16 protein-coding genes and 2 tRNA genes are annotated in these 19,283 nt (G+C 68.0%); 1 reads left to right on the top strand and 17 read right to left on the bottom strand.

The genetic code is table 11. The features are described 5' to 3' along the window. The 17 genes from LPN03_RS18180 to LPN03_RS18100 form a co-directional block, all read right to left on the bottom strand. On the bottom strand, positions 1-1,554 hold a 1,554-nt coding region (locus LPN03_RS18180; protein WP_262455399.1), incomplete at its 3' end, for a Na+/H+ antiporter. A 30-nt stretch (positions 1,555-1,584) separates the two neighbouring features. Beyond that, positions 1,585-3,105, bottom strand: a complete 1,521-nt coding sequence (locus LPN03_RS18175; protein WP_165182508.1) for a glycosyltransferase family 39 protein — start codon at positions 3,103-3,105, stop codon at positions 1,585-1,587. An 18-nt stretch (positions 3,106-3,123) separates the two neighbouring features. Beyond that, entirely contained in the window at positions 3,124-3,507 is a 384-nt protein-coding gene (locus LPN03_RS18170; RefSeq protein ID WP_165182509.1) for a hypothetical protein, read from the bottom strand. Between the two features lie 226 nt (positions 3,508-3,733). After that, on the bottom strand, positions 3,734-4,102 hold the full coding sequence (locus LPN03_RS18165) for a hypothetical protein (RefSeq protein WP_165182510.1): 369 nt from the start codon (positions 4,100-4,102) through the stop codon (positions 3,734-3,736). 119 nt (positions 4,103-4,221) lie between these two features. Further along, on the bottom strand, positions 4,222-4,869 hold the full coding sequence (locus LPN03_RS18160; protein ID WP_165182511.1) for an NAD(P)H-binding protein: 648 nt from the start codon (positions 4,867-4,869) through the stop codon (positions 4,222-4,224). A 121-nt stretch (positions 4,870-4,990) separates the two neighbouring features. Next, positions 4,991-5,064: transfer RNA gene (locus LPN03_RS18155), tRNA-Met, on the bottom strand. Positions 5,065-5,127: 63 nt separating this feature from the next. After that, positions 5,128-5,199 (bottom strand) — tRNA-Thr (locus LPN03_RS18150). A gap of 304 nt (positions 5,200-5,503) precedes the next feature. After that, positions 5,504-7,447 (bottom strand): DEAD/DEAH box helicase, encoded by a 1,944-nt coding sequence (locus LPN03_RS18145; RefSeq protein ID WP_262455398.1) that lies wholly within the window; start codon positions 7,445-7,447, stop codon positions 5,504-5,506. Between the two features lie 371 nt (positions 7,448-7,818). Continuing rightward, complete coding sequence (locus LPN03_RS18140; protein WP_262455396.1) at positions 7,819-8,478, bottom strand: MOSC domain-containing protein; 660 nt, start codon at positions 8,476-8,478, stop codon at positions 7,819-7,821. A 22-nt stretch (positions 8,479-8,500) separates the two neighbouring features. Next, positions 8,501-9,139, bottom strand: coding sequence for an NAD(P)-dependent oxidoreductase (locus tag LPN03_RS18135; protein ID WP_262455395.1), 639 nt, complete (start codon positions 9,137-9,139; stop codon positions 8,501-8,503). Between the two features lie 24 nt (positions 9,140-9,163). Next, a complete protein-coding gene (locus LPN03_RS18130; protein WP_165182515.1) occupies positions 9,164-9,838 on the bottom strand; it encodes a response regulator in 675 nt (224 codons plus the stop codon). Beyond that, on the bottom strand, positions 9,835-12,393 hold the full coding sequence (locus LPN03_RS18125; protein ID WP_165182516.1) for a DUF4118 domain-containing protein: 2,559 nt from the start codon (positions 12,391-12,393) through the stop codon (positions 9,835-9,837). Before LPN03_RS18125 ends, LPN03_RS18130 begins: the two co-directional genes overlap by 4 nt. Before the next feature lie 33 nt (positions 12,394-12,426). After that, positions 12,427-13,008: a potassium-transporting ATPase subunit KdpC gene (gene kdpC / locus LPN03_RS18120; protein ID WP_262455393.1), complete on the bottom strand. Its 582-nt coding sequence runs from the start codon at positions 13,006-13,008 to the stop codon at positions 12,427-12,429. A 22-nt stretch (positions 13,009-13,030) separates the two neighbouring features. After that, the gene (kdpB, locus tag LPN03_RS18115) at positions 13,031-15,115 is read right to left on the bottom strand and encodes a potassium-transporting ATPase subunit KdpB (protein ID WP_262455392.1); all 2,085 of its coding nucleotides are present in this window, start codon (positions 15,113-15,115) and stop codon (positions 13,031-13,033) included. After that, positions 15,112-16,767, bottom strand: a complete 1,656-nt coding sequence (kdpA, locus tag LPN03_RS18110; protein ID WP_262455400.1) for a potassium-transporting ATPase subunit KdpA — start codon at positions 16,765-16,767, stop codon at positions 15,112-15,114. Before kdpA ends, kdpB begins: the two co-directional genes overlap by 4 nt. 9 nt (positions 16,768-16,776) lie before the next feature. Next, positions 16,777-16,869 carry a K(+)-transporting ATPase subunit F gene (gene kdpF / locus LPN03_RS18105; RefSeq protein WP_165182519.1) on the bottom strand — a complete coding sequence of 31 codons (93 nt, stop codon included), beginning with the start codon at positions 16,867-16,869 and terminating at the stop codon, positions 16,777-16,779. Positions 16,870-17,068: 199 nt separating this feature from the next. Continuing rightward, positions 17,069-17,818 carry an SDR family oxidoreductase gene (locus tag LPN03_RS18100; protein WP_165182520.1) on the bottom strand — a complete coding sequence of 250 codons (750 nt, stop codon included), beginning with the start codon at positions 17,816-17,818 and terminating at the stop codon, positions 17,069-17,071. A 119-nt stretch (positions 17,819-17,937) separates the two neighbouring features. Here LPN03_RS18100 and LPN03_RS18095 point away from each other — a divergent pair. Further along, positions 17,938-19,283: amidohydrolase (locus LPN03_RS18095; RefSeq protein ID WP_262455391.1), on the top strand; the 1,346-nt coding region annotated here is incomplete at its 3' end.

The following is a 19,283-nucleotide window of genomic DNA, read 5'->3' as shown; positions in this document are numbered from 1 at the left end:
GGTGCGCAGGTCCAGCTGGCGGAGCACCTTGTCCGCCACTTCGGGGTCGGTCTCCGGCTCATTGCGGGCCGTCAGCACTTCCTGGCGGGCGGCGTCGAGCGCAATGGTCTGCACGGCTATGGCCAGCTCCCGTCCGCGGCGGCGCCGTTCGTCGGCATCGTCGGCGGGGAGGCCGCCGTCGAGCAGCTCGGCGTGCAGCTTCTTCATTTTGGCCTTCATCAGGGCCAGCTTTTCCGGCGGCAGGTTCCTGATGACCTCGTTGCCGCGCAGGGCCGCCACGGCAGCTTCCTGGGCGCGCAGGGCCATGAGCTTGGCCGCCTCACGCTCCTCGACGCCGTCGTCCGTTGCCTTCAGCACGCGCATGAGCCACGGCAGCGTCAGCCCCGGCAGGACCAGGGTGGCCAGGAGCACGGCACAGGCAATGACAATAATTTCGTGCCGGGCGGGGAAGGGGGCTCCCGACGGCAGCACGGCGGGCAGCGCAAGGGCCAGGGCCAGCGTGGCGAGCCCCCGCATGCCGCACCAACTGAGGATGACGACGTCCTTGAAGCTGGTGGGCGGCAGGTCCCCGCGGTCCTTGCGGGAAAGCAGCTGGAGCACCCAAAACCAGAGGAACCTGATGGCGATGACCAGCACGCTGATGCCAACCGCCAGGGGAACCATGCCCCAGATGGCGCCACCCTCGGCCTTGACGACCCCCCGGACTTCCAAGCCCACCAGGCCAAACGCCAGGCCCGTCGCGAGCAATTCCACCACGTCCCAGAAGGCGGCCCGGGTAATGCGTTCCGTGGCGTCCTCGGCGCGGGCGTGCCGCTTGATTTCCAGCGCGGTCACCACAACGGCAATGACGCCCGAGGCGTGGAATTCCTCGGCCAGGATGTACGCGGCAAACGGCACCACCAGGGTCACGGCGCTGCGGGCCACTGAGGACGTGATGAGCCGGGTGATCAGGCCCGTCAGCCAGCCCATGAGCATGCCGGCGACGACGGCGAGCACGGCTCCCAGCACAAACTTGCCCACCACCCCGAGCCCGAAGGTCTCCCCGCCGACGGCGCTGGCCACTGCCGCTTGGAAGATCACGATGGCGGCCGCGTCGTTGAACAGGCCCTCGCTTTGCAGCACGGTGACCAGCCGCCGGGGCATGTGCACGCGCCCGGCCACGGATTCCACGGCCACAGGGTCCGGCGGCGCGGTCATGGCGCCCAGCGCCAGCGCAGCGGGAACGCCAATGCCGGGGATCAACAGCCACGCCGCACCGGCCACCAGGGCCGTGGACACCACCACAAGGGCCACGGCCAGCAGCACAATGGTGCGCCAGCGAATCCGGAACACGGACCAGGAGCTCTTTTGGGCCGTGGCAAAAAGCAGCGGCGGCAAGAAGATGGGCAGGATCAGCTCGGGGTCGATCCTCAGGTCCGGGAAGCCGGGAATGAACGTCATGGCCCCGGCCATGATCAGCATGAGCACGGGGTACGGCAGCCTGAGGCGGTCCCCCAGGCCGACGGCGACAACGGTGGCGAACAAGAGTCCGACGATCAGTACAAGCTGCTCCACGCTCCCACCCTAGCGCTCCCAGTCCCGAATTCAGCCGTAGTGCTGCATCCCGGGCCAGAGGGCCGCCCAGGGGGCGCGCAGGCCCCGGCAGACCATGACGGCCCGCCCCTGTTCCTCGTTCTGCACCCCTTCGCCGTTGTCCAGCCTGGCTTCCACCGTGCAGGAGGAGAAATCGGCGGAAAGGTCGTCGAAGCCCACTGAAATGGCCGTGGTCGCCGCCGCCGGCGGGGGTCCGTAGGCGTGCAGCTGGTTGTGTCCGCTGAACACCGCGGGAAGGCCCAGTCCGGGCCCGAATCTGTCCAGCGCGCCCGCCTCGCCGTAATTTTGGGCCAGCAGCACGGTGTGCGCCCTCTCGGCTGGCGTCAGCGCACCATAGACCCGGGCGACCTCCGCCACGTAGGCCGGCCACCCCACGGAGTCCCTGGCAGTCTGGTTCACTGTGGCGATGACGGGAGGCAGGGAGGCCGCCGGAATCACCGGCAGCGCCACCACCACGGCCATGGCAGCCGCAACCCCGACGGCGGCCCAAAGGCCGGCCCGCCGCACGGCCCGGTCGCGTGCCCACTGGACAGCAACCACCGATCCGGCGGCGTAGGCGAACGCGAGCAGTCCAAAGGTGTAATACGGCTGGCCACCTGTGGCGAGAACGATCAGGCAGACGGCCGGGTAGGCCCAGGCAAATGCCCGCACCGGACGCCATTCCCGGCGTCGAAAGAGTGCCGTGAAGCCGGCAACCCAGATTGGTGCAACGGTGAATCCGAGCAGTATGAGCTGAAACGGGACAAAGTACGCCTTGTCGCCGCCGCCCTTGTCATTCGCCAGCGCCCCGGCCATCGTCACCTCGGGCCAGCCCGCGGTGAGCTGGTAAATGAAATTCGGAGCCCCGACAACCACGGCGGCCAGCACGCCGGCCCAGAGCCACCGCCCGGCAAGGGCCCTGCGCGGGCCGGACAGCAGCAGGCCGGCGAGGAAGCCGATGAGCAACAGCGCAATCAACCACTTGTTGTAGCTCGCCAGCCCCGCCACGATGCCCGCCGCCAGCCACCACCGCGGCCTGTTTCTGAGCAGGGCCCTGGAGGCAAAGAGGATGAAGCCCAGCCAGGCCGGCATGTCGGGGGACGCCGTCAGCAGGATGTGTCCGGCAATGAAGACGAACGTGGAACTGATGCCGGCTGCGGCCAGGAGCTGGGCGCGGCTGCCGCCCCCAAGTTCGGCCGCCAGCAGGGCCGTCAGGGCCACGGCGCCCAAGGCGAAAAGCATCGCCGGGACGCGAACCGCCCAAAGGTTGTCCCCCAACGCCCAAATCCCGGCACGGACCACCATGGGCGTCAGGGGCGACTGGTCCACGTACCCCCAGGCGGGATGCATGGACAAGATCCGAAAATACAGCTCATCCCGGTGGTAGCCGTACTGCGTCAGCGTCGCCAGGAACAGCGCCGCGTCAACAGCCAGGACTGCGCTGACCGCACGCCAGGCGAACGGGCGGCGCAGGCTGCCAGGGTGCTGGCCCTGGCCGGAACGTCCCGGCCGGGTTCGGGGAGACGGCGTCATCGCGGCGCTCGCGGATGCCTACAGGACATCATAGGAGTCCACCGCCTGCTCGAGAATGCCACGTTCTGCGTTCCATCTGTCGGCCGGTGTGGCGGCGACGATCACGGTGCTGCCGCGGACGCCGGTCACGAGACAGGCGATCTCCCGGTAATGGTGCGCCCCGATGCGGGTCACATAGTCGTCAAGGACGCAGGAACCGGTGCCGCCGCGGAAGGCAAGGCCTGCGGCGGACGCGTCAAGGGCGGCGCCCACAGCGTGTTCGCCCCTGAGGTGGGCCAGTCGGAACGATCGCCAGTTGGCCAGGGTTTCGCTGCCCTGCTGCGGTGTGGCATTGAGGTAAAGTACCGGCTGCCCGCCCGGACCGGCGGTTTCCGCCGCCACCGTGCCCGAATCGCTTTGCACAGGGGCCGCTGTGGGAGGGTACGCCAGCACCGCGGCCCGGCCCGGCAGTTCCAAGGCGAGCCAGCCGGCAGGCGCCGGGCCCGCCGTGAACCACGAAAACCCGGACGACGCCGCCCGGACCGGAGGTGGCCTCCGGGAACGGTCGCGGCCAACGTTGCGCGAGGCACTGAGGGGGAATGCATGCGAATTCCTTGCTTCCGCGAGCTGGATTCGGAACTGGCGCGGTTCACATGAGGCCGTCGCCGTCGTCGGGCCCGCCGTTGTTGTCGCCTTCGTGGTCGCCGCCGTTGCGGACCGGCGCTGGCGGTTGTTGCATGACAGGCGGCGGTGCCGGAATGACCGCAGGCGGCGGGGCTGGCATGACGACAGGCGGCGGTGCGGGGACGGGAGCAAGCGGTGCGACCGGGCGCTTCACTGGCTTGGGCACCGGCTTGGCCGAATGCGACGGGGTCGGGATGGCCTTCGCGGTGGTGGGTGCCGTCGACGCGGACGACGACGGCGGCGGTGCGGGCTGGGCGGTTGTCCCTGCGCAGCCCGCGAGCAGCAGGCCGGCCCCCAGCGCCGTGGCGCCAACAGCCAGCCGAAAATTCTTCATGGTGTGTCCCTTGTGAGTACCCCAACCCTGGTGGCCGGGCTTGAAAGGACAAACGGGGCCGGCCAGGCATGGGTTCAACGCAGGACGGGGAGCCGCGTTCTTGCGGGAGGCGCTGGAACTCAGGCGTTGAGCGCCTGCTCGACGGACGTGTCCCCGTCGGTGAACTCGATGGTGCGCCGCACGGTGTCCGGGCGGTCCAGGACGGCGGCTGCAACCAAGGCAACGTTGGCGCGTGAGGTGTTGCGGCGGGCCGGATCCACCGTGGTGGTGACAGTTCCCGTGGCTTCGTCCGAGGTCAGGGCCCCGGGCCCCAGGATGGTCCAGGCCAGGCCCATGGCGCGCAGGTGCGTGTCCGCAGCCGCCTTGGCTTCCGCGTAGGCGAAGAAGCTGTCCCCCGGCGGCACCCCGTGGTCGGTGCGGGCCCCCAGGTAGGACACCATGACGTAGCGGCCCACCCCTGCCTTTTCGGCGGCGTCCATGGAGCGGATGGCCGCGTCGCGGTCCACCGCGTAGGTGCGTTCGGCGCTGCCGCCCCCGGCGCCCGCTGACCAGATGACGGCGTCCTGCCCGGCCACCAGGGCAGCGAGCTGGTCCACGGAGGAGGAAGCGACGTCGTGCACCACCGGCGTGGCGCCCGCCGCGGCTACATCGTCAATCTGGGCCGCGCTGCGGATCACGCCTGAGACGTCCCAGCCGGCATCCCTGAGCAGCGGGGCAAGCAGCAGGGCGATCTTTCCGTGCCCGCCGATGATCATGGCCTTCTTCATGGTGCTCCCTTGCCTTCCGTCCACGCCGTGTGGAAACCTTCGCTGCCGAAAGGCCGTGCCGGAACACAAAAAACCCGCAGCCTTCAGCTTCTTCAGCCTAAGACTACGGGTCGTATTTTTGTAGCGGCGGGGAGGCTCGATCTCCCGACCTCACGATTATGAGTCGTGCGCTCTAACCAACTGAGCTACGCCGCCATAAATGGGTTTGGCCCGTGTTCCGCGGCCAAAACCGTCTTGACACGAGCCCACCCATTTGCGAGCCCCCCACCGGAATCGATCCGGTGACCTCGTTCTTACCAAGAACGCGCTCTACCACTGAGCTAGGGGGGCAACGAGAAAATACTTTACCAGCGGTTTTGCAGGATGCGAAATCGAGGGTTCCCACCCCGGATTTTCGGCATTGCTTCAGGGTCCGTACAGGCATTTTTCGGCCCAAAACCGGCCACAACGGGCCGTTGGCGGCGAGCCCGGGAACGTGGATTCCGGGACTTCGGCGCGGTGAAAATGATATGCGTCACAGCCGGCTTGGGCCACCCTGTCAAAAAGGGGGCGGGATGCCCGCGTACGGCATCCCGCCCCCTTTCGAGGCCTCACATCACCACGTCACCGATGGGTGCCGCAGAGGTGGGCGTGTTTACCACTTGCCCTTGCTGTTGTAGTTCTGGCCGCCGCCTTCGTGGCGGGGACGGCGGTCGCCGCCGCCGTGGCCCGTGTGGCCCTGGCGTTCAGCACCGTAGCCCTGGTCCGAACCGCGTTCGCGATCGCCTCCGCGGTAGCCGCCCTGGCCGCCGTCGTACTTCTTCTTGAAGCCGCCCTGGCCGCGGTCATTGCGGTCACGGTACGGGGCGCCTGCGCCGGCGGACGCAGGGCGGCGGCCCTTGTCCAGCTCGAGGTTGATGAGCTCACCGCCGATGCGGGTCTTGCTTAGCGCGCGCCACTGGTCCTTGCTGAGCTCGGCCGGCAGTTCCACCAGGGTGTGGTCGGAACGGATGTCGATGCCGCCGATTTGGGCCGAGGAAAGCCCGCCTTCATTGGCAATGGCGCCAACGATGGAGCCGGGCATGACGCGCTGGCGGCGGCCCACCGAGATGCGGTAGGTGGCGTTGCCCTCGGTCAGGGTGCGGGTCGGGCCGCGGGAGCCGAAGCCGTCCTTGGAGCGTTCCTTCTTCTGGTATTCCGGGGCCGCCGGGAGGTCGTTGACCAACAGCGGCTGGCCGCCCTGGGCCATGACAGCCAGTGCCGCGGCAATTTCCGAGGCCGGAACATCGTGCTCTTCCTCGTAGCTGGCGATCAGGTCGCGGAACTTGGCGACGTCCTTGGTGGCCAGGGTTTCCGTGATCTTCTCGGCAAACTTGCCCAGGCGCAGGGTGTTGATGGTCTCCGCGGAGGGAAGGTGCATCTGCTCCACCGGCTGGCGGGTGGCCTTCTCGATGGCGCGCAGCAGGTACTTTTCCCGCGGGGTCATGAAGAGGATCGCGTCGCCGGAGCGGCCGGCGCGGCCCGTGCGGCCAATGCGGTGCACGTACGACTCGGTGTCGTGGGGGATGTCGTAGTTGATGACGTGGGAGATGCGCTCCACGTCCAGGCCGCGGGCGGCAACGTCGGTGGCCACCAGGATGTCGAAGCGTCCGTCACGCAGGCCCTCGATGGTCCGCTCGCGCTGCTGCTGCGGGATGTCGCCGTTGATGGCGGCCGCCTGGAATCCGCGGGACTTCAGCTTGTCAGCCAGTTCCTCGGTGGCCATCTTGGTGCGCACAAACGCGATGACGCCGTCGAACTCTTCAACTTCAAGCACACGCGTCAGGGCGTCGAGCTTATGCGGGCCCATGACCTGCAGGTAACGCTGGCGGGTGTTGGCGCCCGTGGTGGTCTTGGCCTTGACCGTGACCTCGGCAGGGTTGTTCAGGTACTGCTTGGAGATGCGGCGGATCTGGCCCGGCATGGTGGCGGAGAACAGGGCAACCTGCTTCTCATCCGGGGTCTGCGAGAGGATCTGCTCAACATCTTCGGCGAAGCCCATGCGGAGCATCTCGTCGGCCTCGTCCAGCACCAGGTACTGCAGGTGGGACAGGTCAAGGGAGCCCTTGGACAGGTGGTCGATGACACGCCCGGGAGTGCCGACAACCACCTGGGCGCCGCGGCGCAGGCCGGCCAGCTGGGGTCCGTAGGCGGAGCCGCCGTAGACGGGCAGAACGGAGAAGTTGTCCATGTACTTGGCGTAGGCGGTGAACGCTTCGGCAACCTGCAGGGCAAGCTCGCGGGTGGGGGCCAGCACCAGGATCTGGGTGTTCTTGGTGGGGCCGTTGAGGTCCATCAGCTCAGCCATGCGGGACAGGGCCGGAACCGCGAAGGCGGCCGTCTTTCCCGTGCCGGTCTGGGCAAGGCCCACCACGTCGCGGCCCTCAAGGAGCAGCGGGATCGTGGCGGCCTGGATGGGGGAAGGCTTTTCGTAGCCGACGTCGCTCAGGGCGGACAGCACGCGGCCGTCGATGCCAAGTTCGGCAAAAGTAACTTCCGGGGCGTCTTCCTTGTTGATGGTGACGGAACCGGAAGCGGTGTCAGTGGTATTTTCGGGCATGGTGGTAAATGTCCTCATTCATAGGGCCGGGCGGCGAGGGTGCCGCATTACTCGAAATCCAGCCGCAACAGGTATCCCAGGCAGGATCTCGCGCCACATGCGCACCGTTGGTACGGCCGCCGGTGCCAGCCAAGGCCAACACCGTGTGACGTTTCTTTGCCGGCAATCCCCTATGAACGCTACTTGCCCGCGCAATTTCCGCGGGCCCCATACACTTCAGGCTCCTGCCTCAAAAATTGGGCAGAAAATAAAAGGAGATACCGGAGTGGGGGATGTTTAAATTGTAGGGCATACCTTACCCATTCGGGCTGCCCAAAGTCGATGGCTCCCAGTGAGGTTGCGCACAAACGCCCGGCCCGGCTGCCGCGAAGCTACTTGGCCGCCTGCAGGATCCGCGGGAAGTACTTGTCGTAATGCCTGCTCAAGGTGATTTCGCCGGCGTCGTGCAGGGCCTGGAGCGTGAGCACATCCTCCACGGTTGGATCGGAGAAGAACTTGCCCACCGTGATGCCGTGGGCCGGGGTGGACTCCACAACAATCGGATCCCCGGCCTGCACCTTGCCCTTGTGGATGACCCGAAAATAGCAGCCCACGCGGCCTGCCTCCGTGAAGCGCCGGACCCACTGCGGCTCCGCGATCCGCTCGGCAAAAGTGGCACACGGGACGCGGGGAGAGGTCACCTCCAGCAGCAAGTGCTTTCCAATGCGCCAGCGCTGACCAATGACGGCGCCGGTGGTTTGGACCCCTTCCGTGCGCAGGTTCTCGCCAAAGAGGCCAGGCGGGATGTCCCGGCCCAGCTGGGTGCGCCAGTAGTCTGCATCCTCCTGCGAGTACGCGTACACGGCCTGGTCGGGGCCGCCATGGTGCTCACGGTCGCCCTGGAAGTCGCCAAAGACGCCAAACCTGCGCACGCCCACGGGCCCCTCAACGGGACGCTTGTCAATGGCGGTGACGCCAAAGCCGGTGTCCGTGGTGGCCATTTGGTGCACCCGGCACAGGGCGAGGACTGTGCCGGCAGGGGTTTCGCTCATGCGTCAACGCTACAACCAAGCGTCAGTAGGCGACGCCCACACCGTGTCCAAATGTTGCCGGATCGCCGATCATGGCCAGCATGGCGTGGGCGACATCCCCGCGGCTGATCTGCCAGCCGCCACGCAGGTTGGACTCGACGGCGGTCCGGTAGACGCCCGTGGCCGGCGTATCCAGCAGGCGCGGCGGGCGAACCGCCGTCCAGTCCAGCCCGCTGTCGGCCAGTTCGCTCTCCACGATTCGCAGGTCGACATAGTTCTCTCGAAAAATGCGGTCGACTATGGGCGTGATGACGGTCCGCAGCAGGAACGGCTGCCCCTCCGGCACGGGTCCCAACGGTGAGGCGCTGACCACCAGCAGCCGGCGCACCCCGGCCAGCCCCATGGCTGCCGTGATGGTGCGCGTGACCGGCGCCGTTGAGCCGGCCTGCTTGCGGCTGCCCGGGCCGACGGCGGAAAGCACCGCGTCCCGTCCCTCCACAGCACCACGGAGGCGCTCCGGGTCATCGAGCACCGGCACCTCAACAATCTCCAGGTCCTGGCCCGAAATGGGCAGCCGGGAACGGGCCCGGACCACGGCCGTCACGCCGTGCCCGGCCGCGAGCGCCTGCCGCACAATTTCCTGCCCGACCTTCCCGCTGGCACCAAATACCGTCAGTTTCATGCCTGGTCCTCCCTCTTGCGCCCTTTACGGCGAAAACCTGTACCCCATGCCGGCCTCGGTCAGCAAGTGGACGGGATTGCCGGGATCTGCCTCAAGCTTGCGCCGCAGTTGCGCCATGTACACGCGCAGGTAGTGGGTCTCCTTGGCATAGGCCGGCCCCCACACCTCCGACAGTATCTGCTGCTGGCTGACCAGCCGGCCGGGATTTCGCACCAGCAGCTCCAGCACGTTCCATTCCGTGGGCGTCATCCGCACCGCCTCGCCGCGCCGGGTGACCCGCTTGTTGGCCAGGTCCACCGTGAATTCAGGCGTTTCGACCAGGGGTTCGGCGGCCTGGGCGCCCGCCCGCCGCGACGCGGCCCGCAGCCGCGCCAACAGCTCGTCCAGGCCAAACGGCTTGGTGACGTAGTCGTCAGCACCGGCGTCCAGCGCCTCCACCACGTCCAGGGAACCATGCCGGGCGGTCAGCACGATGATGGGCACCTCCGTCCAGCCGCGAAGCCCGGCAATCACCTCCAGCCCGTCCATGTCCGGCAGGCCAAGGTCAAGCACGACGACGTCAATCGCGTGGGTCTGTGCGGCCAGCAGCGCTGCGGTGCCGTTGGGTGCGGGAACCACGGTGTAGCCGTGGGCGTGGAGGTTGATTTGGAGGGCACGCAGGATCTGCGGCTCGTCGTCGACTATCAATACAGTGGTCATGCCGGTGTCCCGTTCCGTGTGCGCTGCTGGACCGCCCCCGTGGACAGGGGAAGCCGCACAATCATGGTCAGCCCGCCGCCGGGCGTTTCTTCCGCTTCCAGCACACCCTCCATGATTTCAGTAAATCCCTTCGCAACAGCCAGCCCCAGCCCCACGCCCGTGCCGCCCTGGGCGCTGTAGGAGACGTCGTCGAGCCGTTGGAACGGGCGGAACATGGCCACCACGTTGGCGGCCGGCACGCCCTTGCCGTGGTCAATGATGCGCAGCTCGCTGGCCGGGCGGCCGTTGACCGTGGCACTGCCGCTGCCCCCGACCGAGCCCACCACCAGTATGTCCGAGTCTGGGGCGTACTTTTCGGCGTTTTCGACAATGTTGGCAATGACACGCTCCAGCAGGCCGGGGTCCGCTTCGACGGCCGGCATGTTGGGGGGCAGTTCGCTGCGCACCCGGCCCGCGGCCACACCGTGCAGGGCCGCCGGCAGGACCTCCTGCCACATGACTGCGCCCAGCACCGGGGAGACCATGTCGGCACTGAGCCGGGACATGTCCAGCAGGTTGCCGACCAGGGCATCCATCCGGTCCGAATAGTGCTCAATCGTGGCGAGCAGCTCCGCCTCATCGGCGGGGCTGAATGTGACGTCGCTTTGGCGCAGGCTGCTGACGGCCAGCTTGATGCCGGCCAGGGGCGTCCGCAGGTCATGGGACACGGCACGCAGCACGGAGGTGCGGATCTTGTTGTCCTGGGACAGCTGCTGGTTTTCGCGCTGGCTTGCGGTCAGGGCCTGGCGTTGTTCAAGGGCAATCAGGTGGGCGCCGAAGGCCCCCAGCAGGCGGCGGTCGCTTGCCGGCAGCACCCTCCCGCTCAGGCCCAGGACCCAACGCCCTGACACCTCCTGCACATTGTCGGCCTGGCCAGGGCTTGCCGGCGGATCCTCTCCGACGGAAGCGTCCGCATGCCACGTGCTGATCTCGGGCCCCGAGCCGCTGTAGAGCGTCACGGCCCGCATCCCGAAGTGTTCGCGGACCTGTTCCAGAAACACCTGGACGGTGTCCTGGGAGGCGAGCATGCCGCGGGCCAGTTCGCTAAGTGTGGCCGCTTCCGCCCCGGCCTTGACCGCGTCCCGTGACCGGCGGGCCGACTGGTCCACGGCGAGTGCCACCGCCACGGCGACCACCAGGAAGATGGCCAGGGCCAGCAGGTTCTGGGGGTCGCTGATGTTCAGGGTGCCTACGGGCGGAGCGGAGTAAAAGTTCAGCAGCAGGCTGCTCCACACGGCTGCCGCGACGGCAGGCCACAGGCCTCCCAGCAGGGCCACGGCAATGGTGGCGGCAAATTGGATGAGCATGGTCAGCTGCAGGCTCAGGTCGCCTGTGGCCAGCTGCACCAGGACGGGCAGCACCAGGGCCAGCGCAAATCCTGCCAGGATGCGTTTCCGGTTCAGGTCTCCCCGGCCTGACATGGTCCGGCCCTTGCCCACGAGGGGGTGCGGCACCATGTGGACGTCCATGTCCCCGGCGCCGCGTACCACCTGGGCGCCCACGCCCGGCCGGGCCAGGAACCCCAGCAGGGGCTTGCGCCGTGAAGAGCCAATGACGATTTGGGTGGCGCCCACGCTGCGGGCAAAGTCCAGCAGGGCCCGGGCGGGGTCCTCGCCGCCCACGGAGTGGTAGGTGCCGCCCAGGTCGGTGACCAGCTGGCGCTGGCTTTCCAAGGCCAGCGGCACATCCCCGGCAACGCCGTCAGACCGTGGAATGTGGACGGCCAGCAGTTCCCCGCCGCTCACCCGGCTGAGGATGCGGGCCGCCCGGCGCAGCAGGAACTCGCCTTCCGCCCCGCCGGTCAACCCCACCACCACGCGTTCGCGGGTGGGCCAGCTTGCCTCAATGCCGTGGCTTTGCCGGTAGGCCGCCACGCCTTCCTCCACCCTGTCGGCCAGCCACAGGAGGGCCAATTCGCGCAGTGCCGTCAGGTTGCCCAGCCGGAAGTAGTTGGCCAGGGCGGCATCCACCTTGTCCCGCGTGTAGACGTTGCCCGCACTCAGGCGCTGGCGCAGCAGTTCCGGCGGGATGTCCACCAGCTCAATCTGGTCCGCCCGGCGCACCACCTCATCGGGCACCGTTTCCTGCTGCCGGACCCCGGTGATGGACTCCACCACATCCCCCAGGGACGCCAGGTGCTGGACATTCACGGTTGAGTAGACATCGATCCCGGCGGCGAGCAGTTCCTCCACGTCCTGCCAGCGCTTGGCATTGCCGGCCCCCGGAACATTGGAGTGCGCGTACTCATCCACGAGGGCCAGTGCGGGGCGCCGCGCCAGCAGGGCCGCCACGTCCAGCTCCTCAAATTCGGCCTCCCGGTAGGTGAAGGTGCGGGTGGGCAGGGCCTGGAGCCCCGCCATCTGTGCGCGGGTCTGCTCGCGGCCGTGGTCCAGCACAATTCCGGCCACCACGTCCACGCCGGCCGCTGCCTGGGCATGGCCTTCATCCAGCATGGCGTAGGTTTTGCCCACGCCGGGGGCAGCCCCCAGGAAAATACGCAAGATGCCTCGTGCCATGGTCCCATTGTCGCAGTCGGTATTTGTTTGCTGTCAGTGCCCCGCGCGCAGTGTTGCCAGCGCGGCGTTGAGCGTGGTGGTGTTTACGGCCGGCTGGCCCAGGAACGCCAGGAAGCCGTTGCTGGTGTGCTCCGCGACGAGCGCCTTGACGGCAGCCTCTCCCAGCCCGCTGGCCCGGGCCACCCGCGGCACCTGGAGGGCGGCATAGGCCGGGGAGATGTCCGGGTCCAGCCCGGAGCCGCTGGCCGTGACGGCGTCCATCGGGACGCTGGCCGGGGGCACCTGCTCCCGTGCCGCCACGGCGGCCCGGTTCTTGGCGATGGCCGCCACCAGGGCGGGCTGGTTCGGGCCGAGGTTGGAGGCGGAGGATTGCGAAGGGTCCCAGCCGACGGCGGAGGGCCGCGGGTAAAAATACCCGTCGCCGGTGACCGGCTGCGCCAGCAGGGACGACCCTGCCGGCTGCCCCGACACCGTGATGATGGAGCCGTTGGCTTGGGCGGGCGCTGCGAGCTGCCCGACGCCGAAGACCAGCGCGGGGTAGGCCAGGCCCAAAAGAAGTGTGGCGAAGAAGAGGAACCGCAGCGAGGTGAGCAGCTGGCGTCCGTAGGCGTTCATGGCGATGACCAATCCGTATGGTTTAGGCGATGGTGGGAATGAGGGCGACCACAAGGTCAAGCAGCTTGATGCCAATGAACGGGGCAATGACGCCGCCCAGGCCGTAGATGAGCAGGTTGCGGGACAAGGCCTTGGCCGCCGACACCGCCCTGTACTTCACCCCGCGCAGCGCCAGCGGCACCAGCAGCACAATGATGATTGCGTTGAAGATGACCGCCGAAAGGATGGCGCTCTCCGGGGAGTGGAGCCCCATGATGTTCAGCAGTCCCAGCCCGGGGAAGGTGGCGGCAAACAGGCCGGGCACAATGGCGAAGTACTTCGCCACGTCATTGGCCACCGAAAACGTGGTCAGCGATCCGCGGGTGATGAGCAGCTGCTTGCCGATCCCCACCACGTCGATCAACTTGGTGGGGTCCGAGTCCAGGTCCACCATGTTGGCGGCCTCCTTGGCTGCGCTGGTGCCCGAGTTCATGGCCACCCCCACATCCGCCGCCGCGAGCGCAGGGGCGTCATTGGTGCCGTCGCCGGTCATGGCCACCAGCCGCCCCGCCTCCTGTTCGCGCTTGATGACTGCCAGCTTGTCCTCCGGGGTGGCCTCGGCCACGAAGTCATCCACTCCGGCCTCCCCCGCAATGGCACCTGCCGTGATCTTGTTGTCGCCGGTGATCATGATGGTCCTGATGCCCATGGCCCGCAGCTGGGCAAACCGTTCCTTCATGCCGGGCTTGACCACATCGGCCAGGTGGATGACGCCGAGCACCTGCGCCCTCGTGCCGTCAAAGGTGGCCACGAGCAGGGGCGTGCCGCCGGTGGCGGAGATTTCCACAACCTTGTCCTCGAGTTCCTGCGGCACGAAGCCGCCGCGTTCCAAGGCATACCGCTCGACGGCGGCAGCGGCACCCTTGCGCACCTCCAGGACGCGGGTCCCGGGATTCGCCGGGTGCCCGGGGGGCAGGTTCAGGCCCGACATGCGCGTCACTGCGCTGAACTCGATCACCTCCACGTCCGCGGACAGTTCCTCCGGAGCCTGGGCCGGCTGGCCGTCCCCCTGCTCCAGCGCCAGGTCCACGATGGAGCGCCCCTCGGGGGTTTCGTCTGCCAGCGAGGACAGGCGGGCGGCGGCGATGAGGCGGAAGGGTGCCACGCCGTCGGCCGGGCCAAACTCCACGGCACGGCGGTTGCCGTAGGTGATGGTGCCCGTCTTGTCGAGCAGCAGGGTGGTGATGTCGCCGGCTGTCTCCACTGCCCGGCCTGAGGTGGCCAGCACGTTGCGCTGGATCAGCCGGTCCATGCCGGCGATGCCGATGGCCGGCACCAGGGCGCCGATGGTGGTGGGGATGAGGCAGACCAGCAGGGCAACAAGCACCACGGGCGTGGGCAGTGCGTTGGCAAAGTTGGCCATCGGTGCCAGGGCCATTACGCACACCACGAAGACGATGGTCAGGGAGGCCAGGAGCACGTTCAGGGCAATTTCATTCGGCGTGCGCTGCCGGGTGGAGCCTTCAACCAGCGCGATCATCCGGTCCAGGAACGTCTTGCCGCTGGCGGCCGTAATGCGGACGGCGATCTTGTCCGACAGCACCATGGTGCCGCCCGTGACGGAACTCCTGTCGCCGCCGGATTCGCGGATGACTGGCGCGGACTCCCCCGTGATGGCGGATTCGTCCACGCTGGCCAGGCCTTCGATGACGTCGCCGTCGCTCGGGATCAGGTCCCCGGCCTCGCAGACAACAATGTCGCCCACCGCCAGTTCGGTGCCCGGCACCAGCTCCTCGGTGAAGGTGCCGGGCCCGCCCGGGCCGGCCAGCCGGCGTCGTGCCATGACGGAGGTGCGCGCGGCCCGCAGGCTGTCCGCCTGGGCCTTGCCGCGGCCCTCCGCGATGGCCTCCGACAGGTTGCCAAACAGCACCGTCAGCCACAGCCACACCGTGACCAGGGTGGAAAAAATGGCCACGGGGGAACCCTGCACCAGCTGCTGGATGCTCACCAGGGTGCACACCAGGGATCCGATGAACACCGTGAACATGACGGGTGAATGGACCAGCAGGCGGGGGTTGAACTTGCGGACGGCCAGCGGAAAGGCGGCCAGCGTGTTGGCGAGGTTCATTTCAGGAGTCCTTCAGCAGCCGGGCCCAAGGCGAGCGCCGGGAAGTAGATGAGGGCGGTGACCAGCAGTGACACGCCGCCGAGGAGGGTGGCGAACAAGGGTCCGTGGGTGGCCAGGGTGCCGGCGGTGTCCGGGACCTTGCGTTGTTTGGCCAGCGTTCCGGCCAGCGCCAGCACCAGCACCATGGGGATGAAGCGGCCCAGCAGCATGACTACAGCCAGCATGGCGGCCAGCGGCGGGCCGGACGTGGTGATGCCGCCAAAGGCTGAGCCGTTGTTGTTGGCGGCGGAGGTGAACGCGTAGAGGATTTCGCTGAAGCCGTGCGGGCCGGAGGCGGGTGCATTGGCGGCCAGGGCCGGAATGCCTGCGGTGAGCGAGGTGCCGGCCAGGGCCAGGACCGGGGTGGTGAGAATGTAGACCGCCACCAGCTTCATGGGCGCGGCGCCAATCTTCTTGCCCAGAAATTCCGGCGTCCGGCCCACCATGAGGCCGCCAATGAAAACGGCGACGACGGCCAGCACCAGCAGCCCGTACAAGCCCGAGCCCACGCCGCCGGGCGCGATTTCTCCCAGCATCATGTTCAGCATGGCCAGGCCCCCGGCCAGAGGGGGCAGGGAATCGTGCGCCACATTGACGGCGCCTGTGGAGGTCAGGGTGGTGGCCGTGGCAAAAATGGCGCTCGGGGCAACCCCCAGCCGTTGCTCAAACCCCTCCCCCACGCCGGTCCCCGTGTGGGCGTAGGATCCCACGGCCCAGGCCATCAGGGACGTGGAGACCAGCCAGAAGGCCACCATAACTGTCAGCACGGTGTAGCCCTGGCGCCTGTCCCCCACCATCCGCCCGTACATGGCCGGCAGCGAAAACGGGATCAGCAGGAGCAGGAACACCTCAAACAGGCTGCTGAACGCGTTTGGGTTTTCGAAGGGGTGGGCGGAATTGGCGTTGAAATAGCCGCCGCCGTTGGTGCCCAGCTCCTTGATGGCTTCCTGGGATGCGACGGGCCCGCCGGGCACGGTTTGTGCTGCATGGGAGGCCAGGGTGTGGATGTCCGTGCCGCCCCAGTTCTGCACCACCCCCGTAATGACCAGCACCACGGCCGCCACGGTGGCCAGCGGCAGCAGGACCCGGAAGGTGCCCCGGGTCAGGTCCACCCAAAAATTGCCCACATTGTGGGTCTCGGAGCGGACCAGCCCGCGGACCAGGGCCACCACCACGGCCAGCCCGACGGCGGCGGAGAGGAAGTTCTGCACCGCCAGCAGCAGCATCTGCACGCCAAAGCCCAGCGTTGCCTCCGGCGCGTACGTCTGCCAGTTGGTGTTGGTGACGAAGGAGACGGCCGTGTTCAGTGCGACCCACGGATCCACGGCGCCGTGTCCCTGGTTGAAGGGCAGCACGCCCTGCAGCAGCTGGCCCAGGAACACCACCACTATGGACAGCGCGCTGAAGGCCAGCAGCGACCGCACATAGACCTTCCAGTGCTGGTCCGCCTGGGCATCGACACCGGACACCTTGTACAGCCCGCGTTCAAGGGCCAGGTGGCGGCGGCTGGTGAACGTTGTGGACAGGTAGGCGCCAAGCGGCTGGTGGGCCGCCCCCAGTAGCAGCACCAGCACGGCCAGCTGGGTGATGAAGGAGAAAAGGTTCAGCTCCATGGCCGTCACTCACCACTTCTCGGGGCGGATCAGGGCGGCGAAAAGGTAGACCAGCAGGGCGAGCCCCACCAGTCCCAAAATGAGCCACGTCAGTAGTGCCATTGGAGACCTGCCTTCAGGGTGTGATTCGATCGTTGAGTCAATCGCACACCCCGGCAGGCGCCGTGCCCCCGGTTTTTACGCCTTCTTGACGCCCCTGCTCATCATCTTGACGGCTTTCTGACTACGGCCATCGCGCGTGGTTGCGGGCCGTGCACCGTTGCGGCCACGGGCACAGCTACGGGCCCGGCCCCGGGCTCGGCTACGCCGAAAAGCCGCCGTCGGCCTTGATCAGCTGCCCGCTCACCCAGTGCCCGCCGGGGGAGAGCAGGAAAGCCACCGTCGGGGCCACGTCCGCGGGCGTGCCGAGCCGTCCGCCCGGCTGGAGGGCCGTCAGTTCAGCCCTGACGGCCTCATTCATCCAGCCGGTGTCGACGGGGCCGGGGTTGAGCACGTTGGCGCTGATGCCCTGCCCGCCCAGCTCCCTCGCCGCGGCAATGACAATCCTGTCGAGGGCACCCTTGGAGGCGCCGTACGGCAGGTTGAACGCTGTGTGGTCGCTGGTCAGCGCCACGATGGCGCCGCCGCGCGGCCCGGCCTGTCGTGCGAAGGCCGCAATGAGCTGCCAGCTGGCGCGGGTGTTGACGGCAAAGTGGCGTTCAAAGCTCTCCGGCGTCGTGTCCAGAATGGCCGAATCCACCGACTCGCTGTGGGACAGCACCATGCCTTCCAGCGGCCCGGCCTCTTGTGCGATCTGCACGAATAAGCGTTCGACGGCGGACGGGTCCGCGAGGTCCGCCGGCATGGCCCAGGTTCGCGCACCGGCATCCGTGAGCTCGGCACACAGGGCGGCAACGTCGTCGGGCTGGACGCCCCAGGGCATGCGCGCGTCGTAGGGCTGCCAGTAGTTCAGGACCAGGTCCCACCCGTCGGCGGCGAGCGCCCGGGCGATTCCCGCACCAATCCCGACGGTGCGGCCCACGCCGGTGACCAGGGCAATTTTTTGCGTCATCAAGCCAGCATACGTGCCGGAATCCGGCCCCGGCCGGCGGGGACGCGGTAGCTTGGGGGTGGGCCCACCGGCCCGCCATGATTCCGACGCGAACCCCGCGCACGCATTGAAAGGCCGTCATGACCCCCACACAGCCCACCCCCAAACCAGCATTTGTCCCGGGCCGCGTGACCAGGCCGGCCCGGCCCGCCCAGCCGGGTGGGAAGCAGAGTGGCAAGCCGGGCGGGAAGCCGGGCGGCGGGAAGGGAAAGGCCGCGCCGGCCGTCAATACCGCCTCCATCAGCGCTGCCATCCGGGAAGCCGCGGACGCCGCGAAGAGGCGCGTGCTGGCCATCACCAATGCGCATGTGGTGCCGATCGAGGGCGAACCCTTCGACGGCACCGTGCTGGTGGAAGGCGGGAAGATCCTGGCACTGGGCGCCTCCGTGCAGGTGCCGGAAGGGGCCGACGTGCTCGACGCCACGGGCCAGTGGCTGCTGCCTGGCTTCATCGACGCGCATGTGCACCTGGGCATGCATCCGGAAGGCGAGGTGGGGTCCACCAGCGATGTCAACGAGATGACGGACCCCGTCATGGCGGCGGTCCGGGCCATTGACGCCGTCGACCCTTTCGATCCCGGCTTTGACGACGCCCTGGCCGGCGGCATCACGGCCGTGAACGTCAACCCCGGCTCGGGCAACCCCATCGGCGGCTTGGCCGTGGCGCTGCACACGCACGGGCGCTACATCGAGGAGATGGTGCTGCGTTCCCCCAGCGGCCTGAAGTCGGCCCTGGGCGAGAACCCGAAGAACGTGTACGGCGAAAAGAAGAAGACACCGTCCACCCGGCTGGGCACCGCGCTGGTGATCCGGCAGGCGTTCATGGCGGCCCAGAACTGGCTGGCGAAGCCCGAACCGCGCCCACGCGACGCGCAGATGGAGGCGCTGGCCATGGTGCTGCGCCGCGAAATCCCGTGGCGCCAGCATTGCCATCGGACCGACGACGTCGCCACTGCGCTGCGCCTGGCCGACGAATTCGGCTACGAGCTGGTCATTGACCACGGCACGGAGGCGCACGTCATCGCCGATGTCCTGGCGGCGCGCGGCGTCCCGGTGCTGATCGGCCCGCTGTTCACCACCAAGTCCAAGCCGGAGCTGAGGGGGAGATCCATTGCCAATCCGGGCAAGCTTGCAGCGGCGGGCGTGGAAATATCCATCATCACCGACCACCCCGTGGTGCCGATCAATTTCCTGGTCCACCAGGCCACCTTCGCCGTCAAGGAGGGGCTGGACCGGGCCACTGCCCTGCGTGCCATTACCCTGAACCCGGCCAAGGTGCTGGGGCTGGCGGAGCGGATCGGCTCACTGGCCGTTGGCAAGGACGCGGACCTGGTGCTGTGGAGCGGCGACCCCCTGGACGTCATGCAACGCGCCCTGAAGGTTTTCATTGGCGGCAAGCCGGTGTACACGTACGACACCGTAGCCCG

The sequence above is a fragment of the Arthrobacter sp. A2-55 genome (assembly GCF_025548615.1).
Classification (GTDB): Bacteria; Actinomycetota; Actinomycetes; order Actinomycetales; family Micrococcaceae; genus Specibacter; species Specibacter silviterrae.
This window is presented reverse-complemented; position numbering and strand designations above follow the sequence as displayed.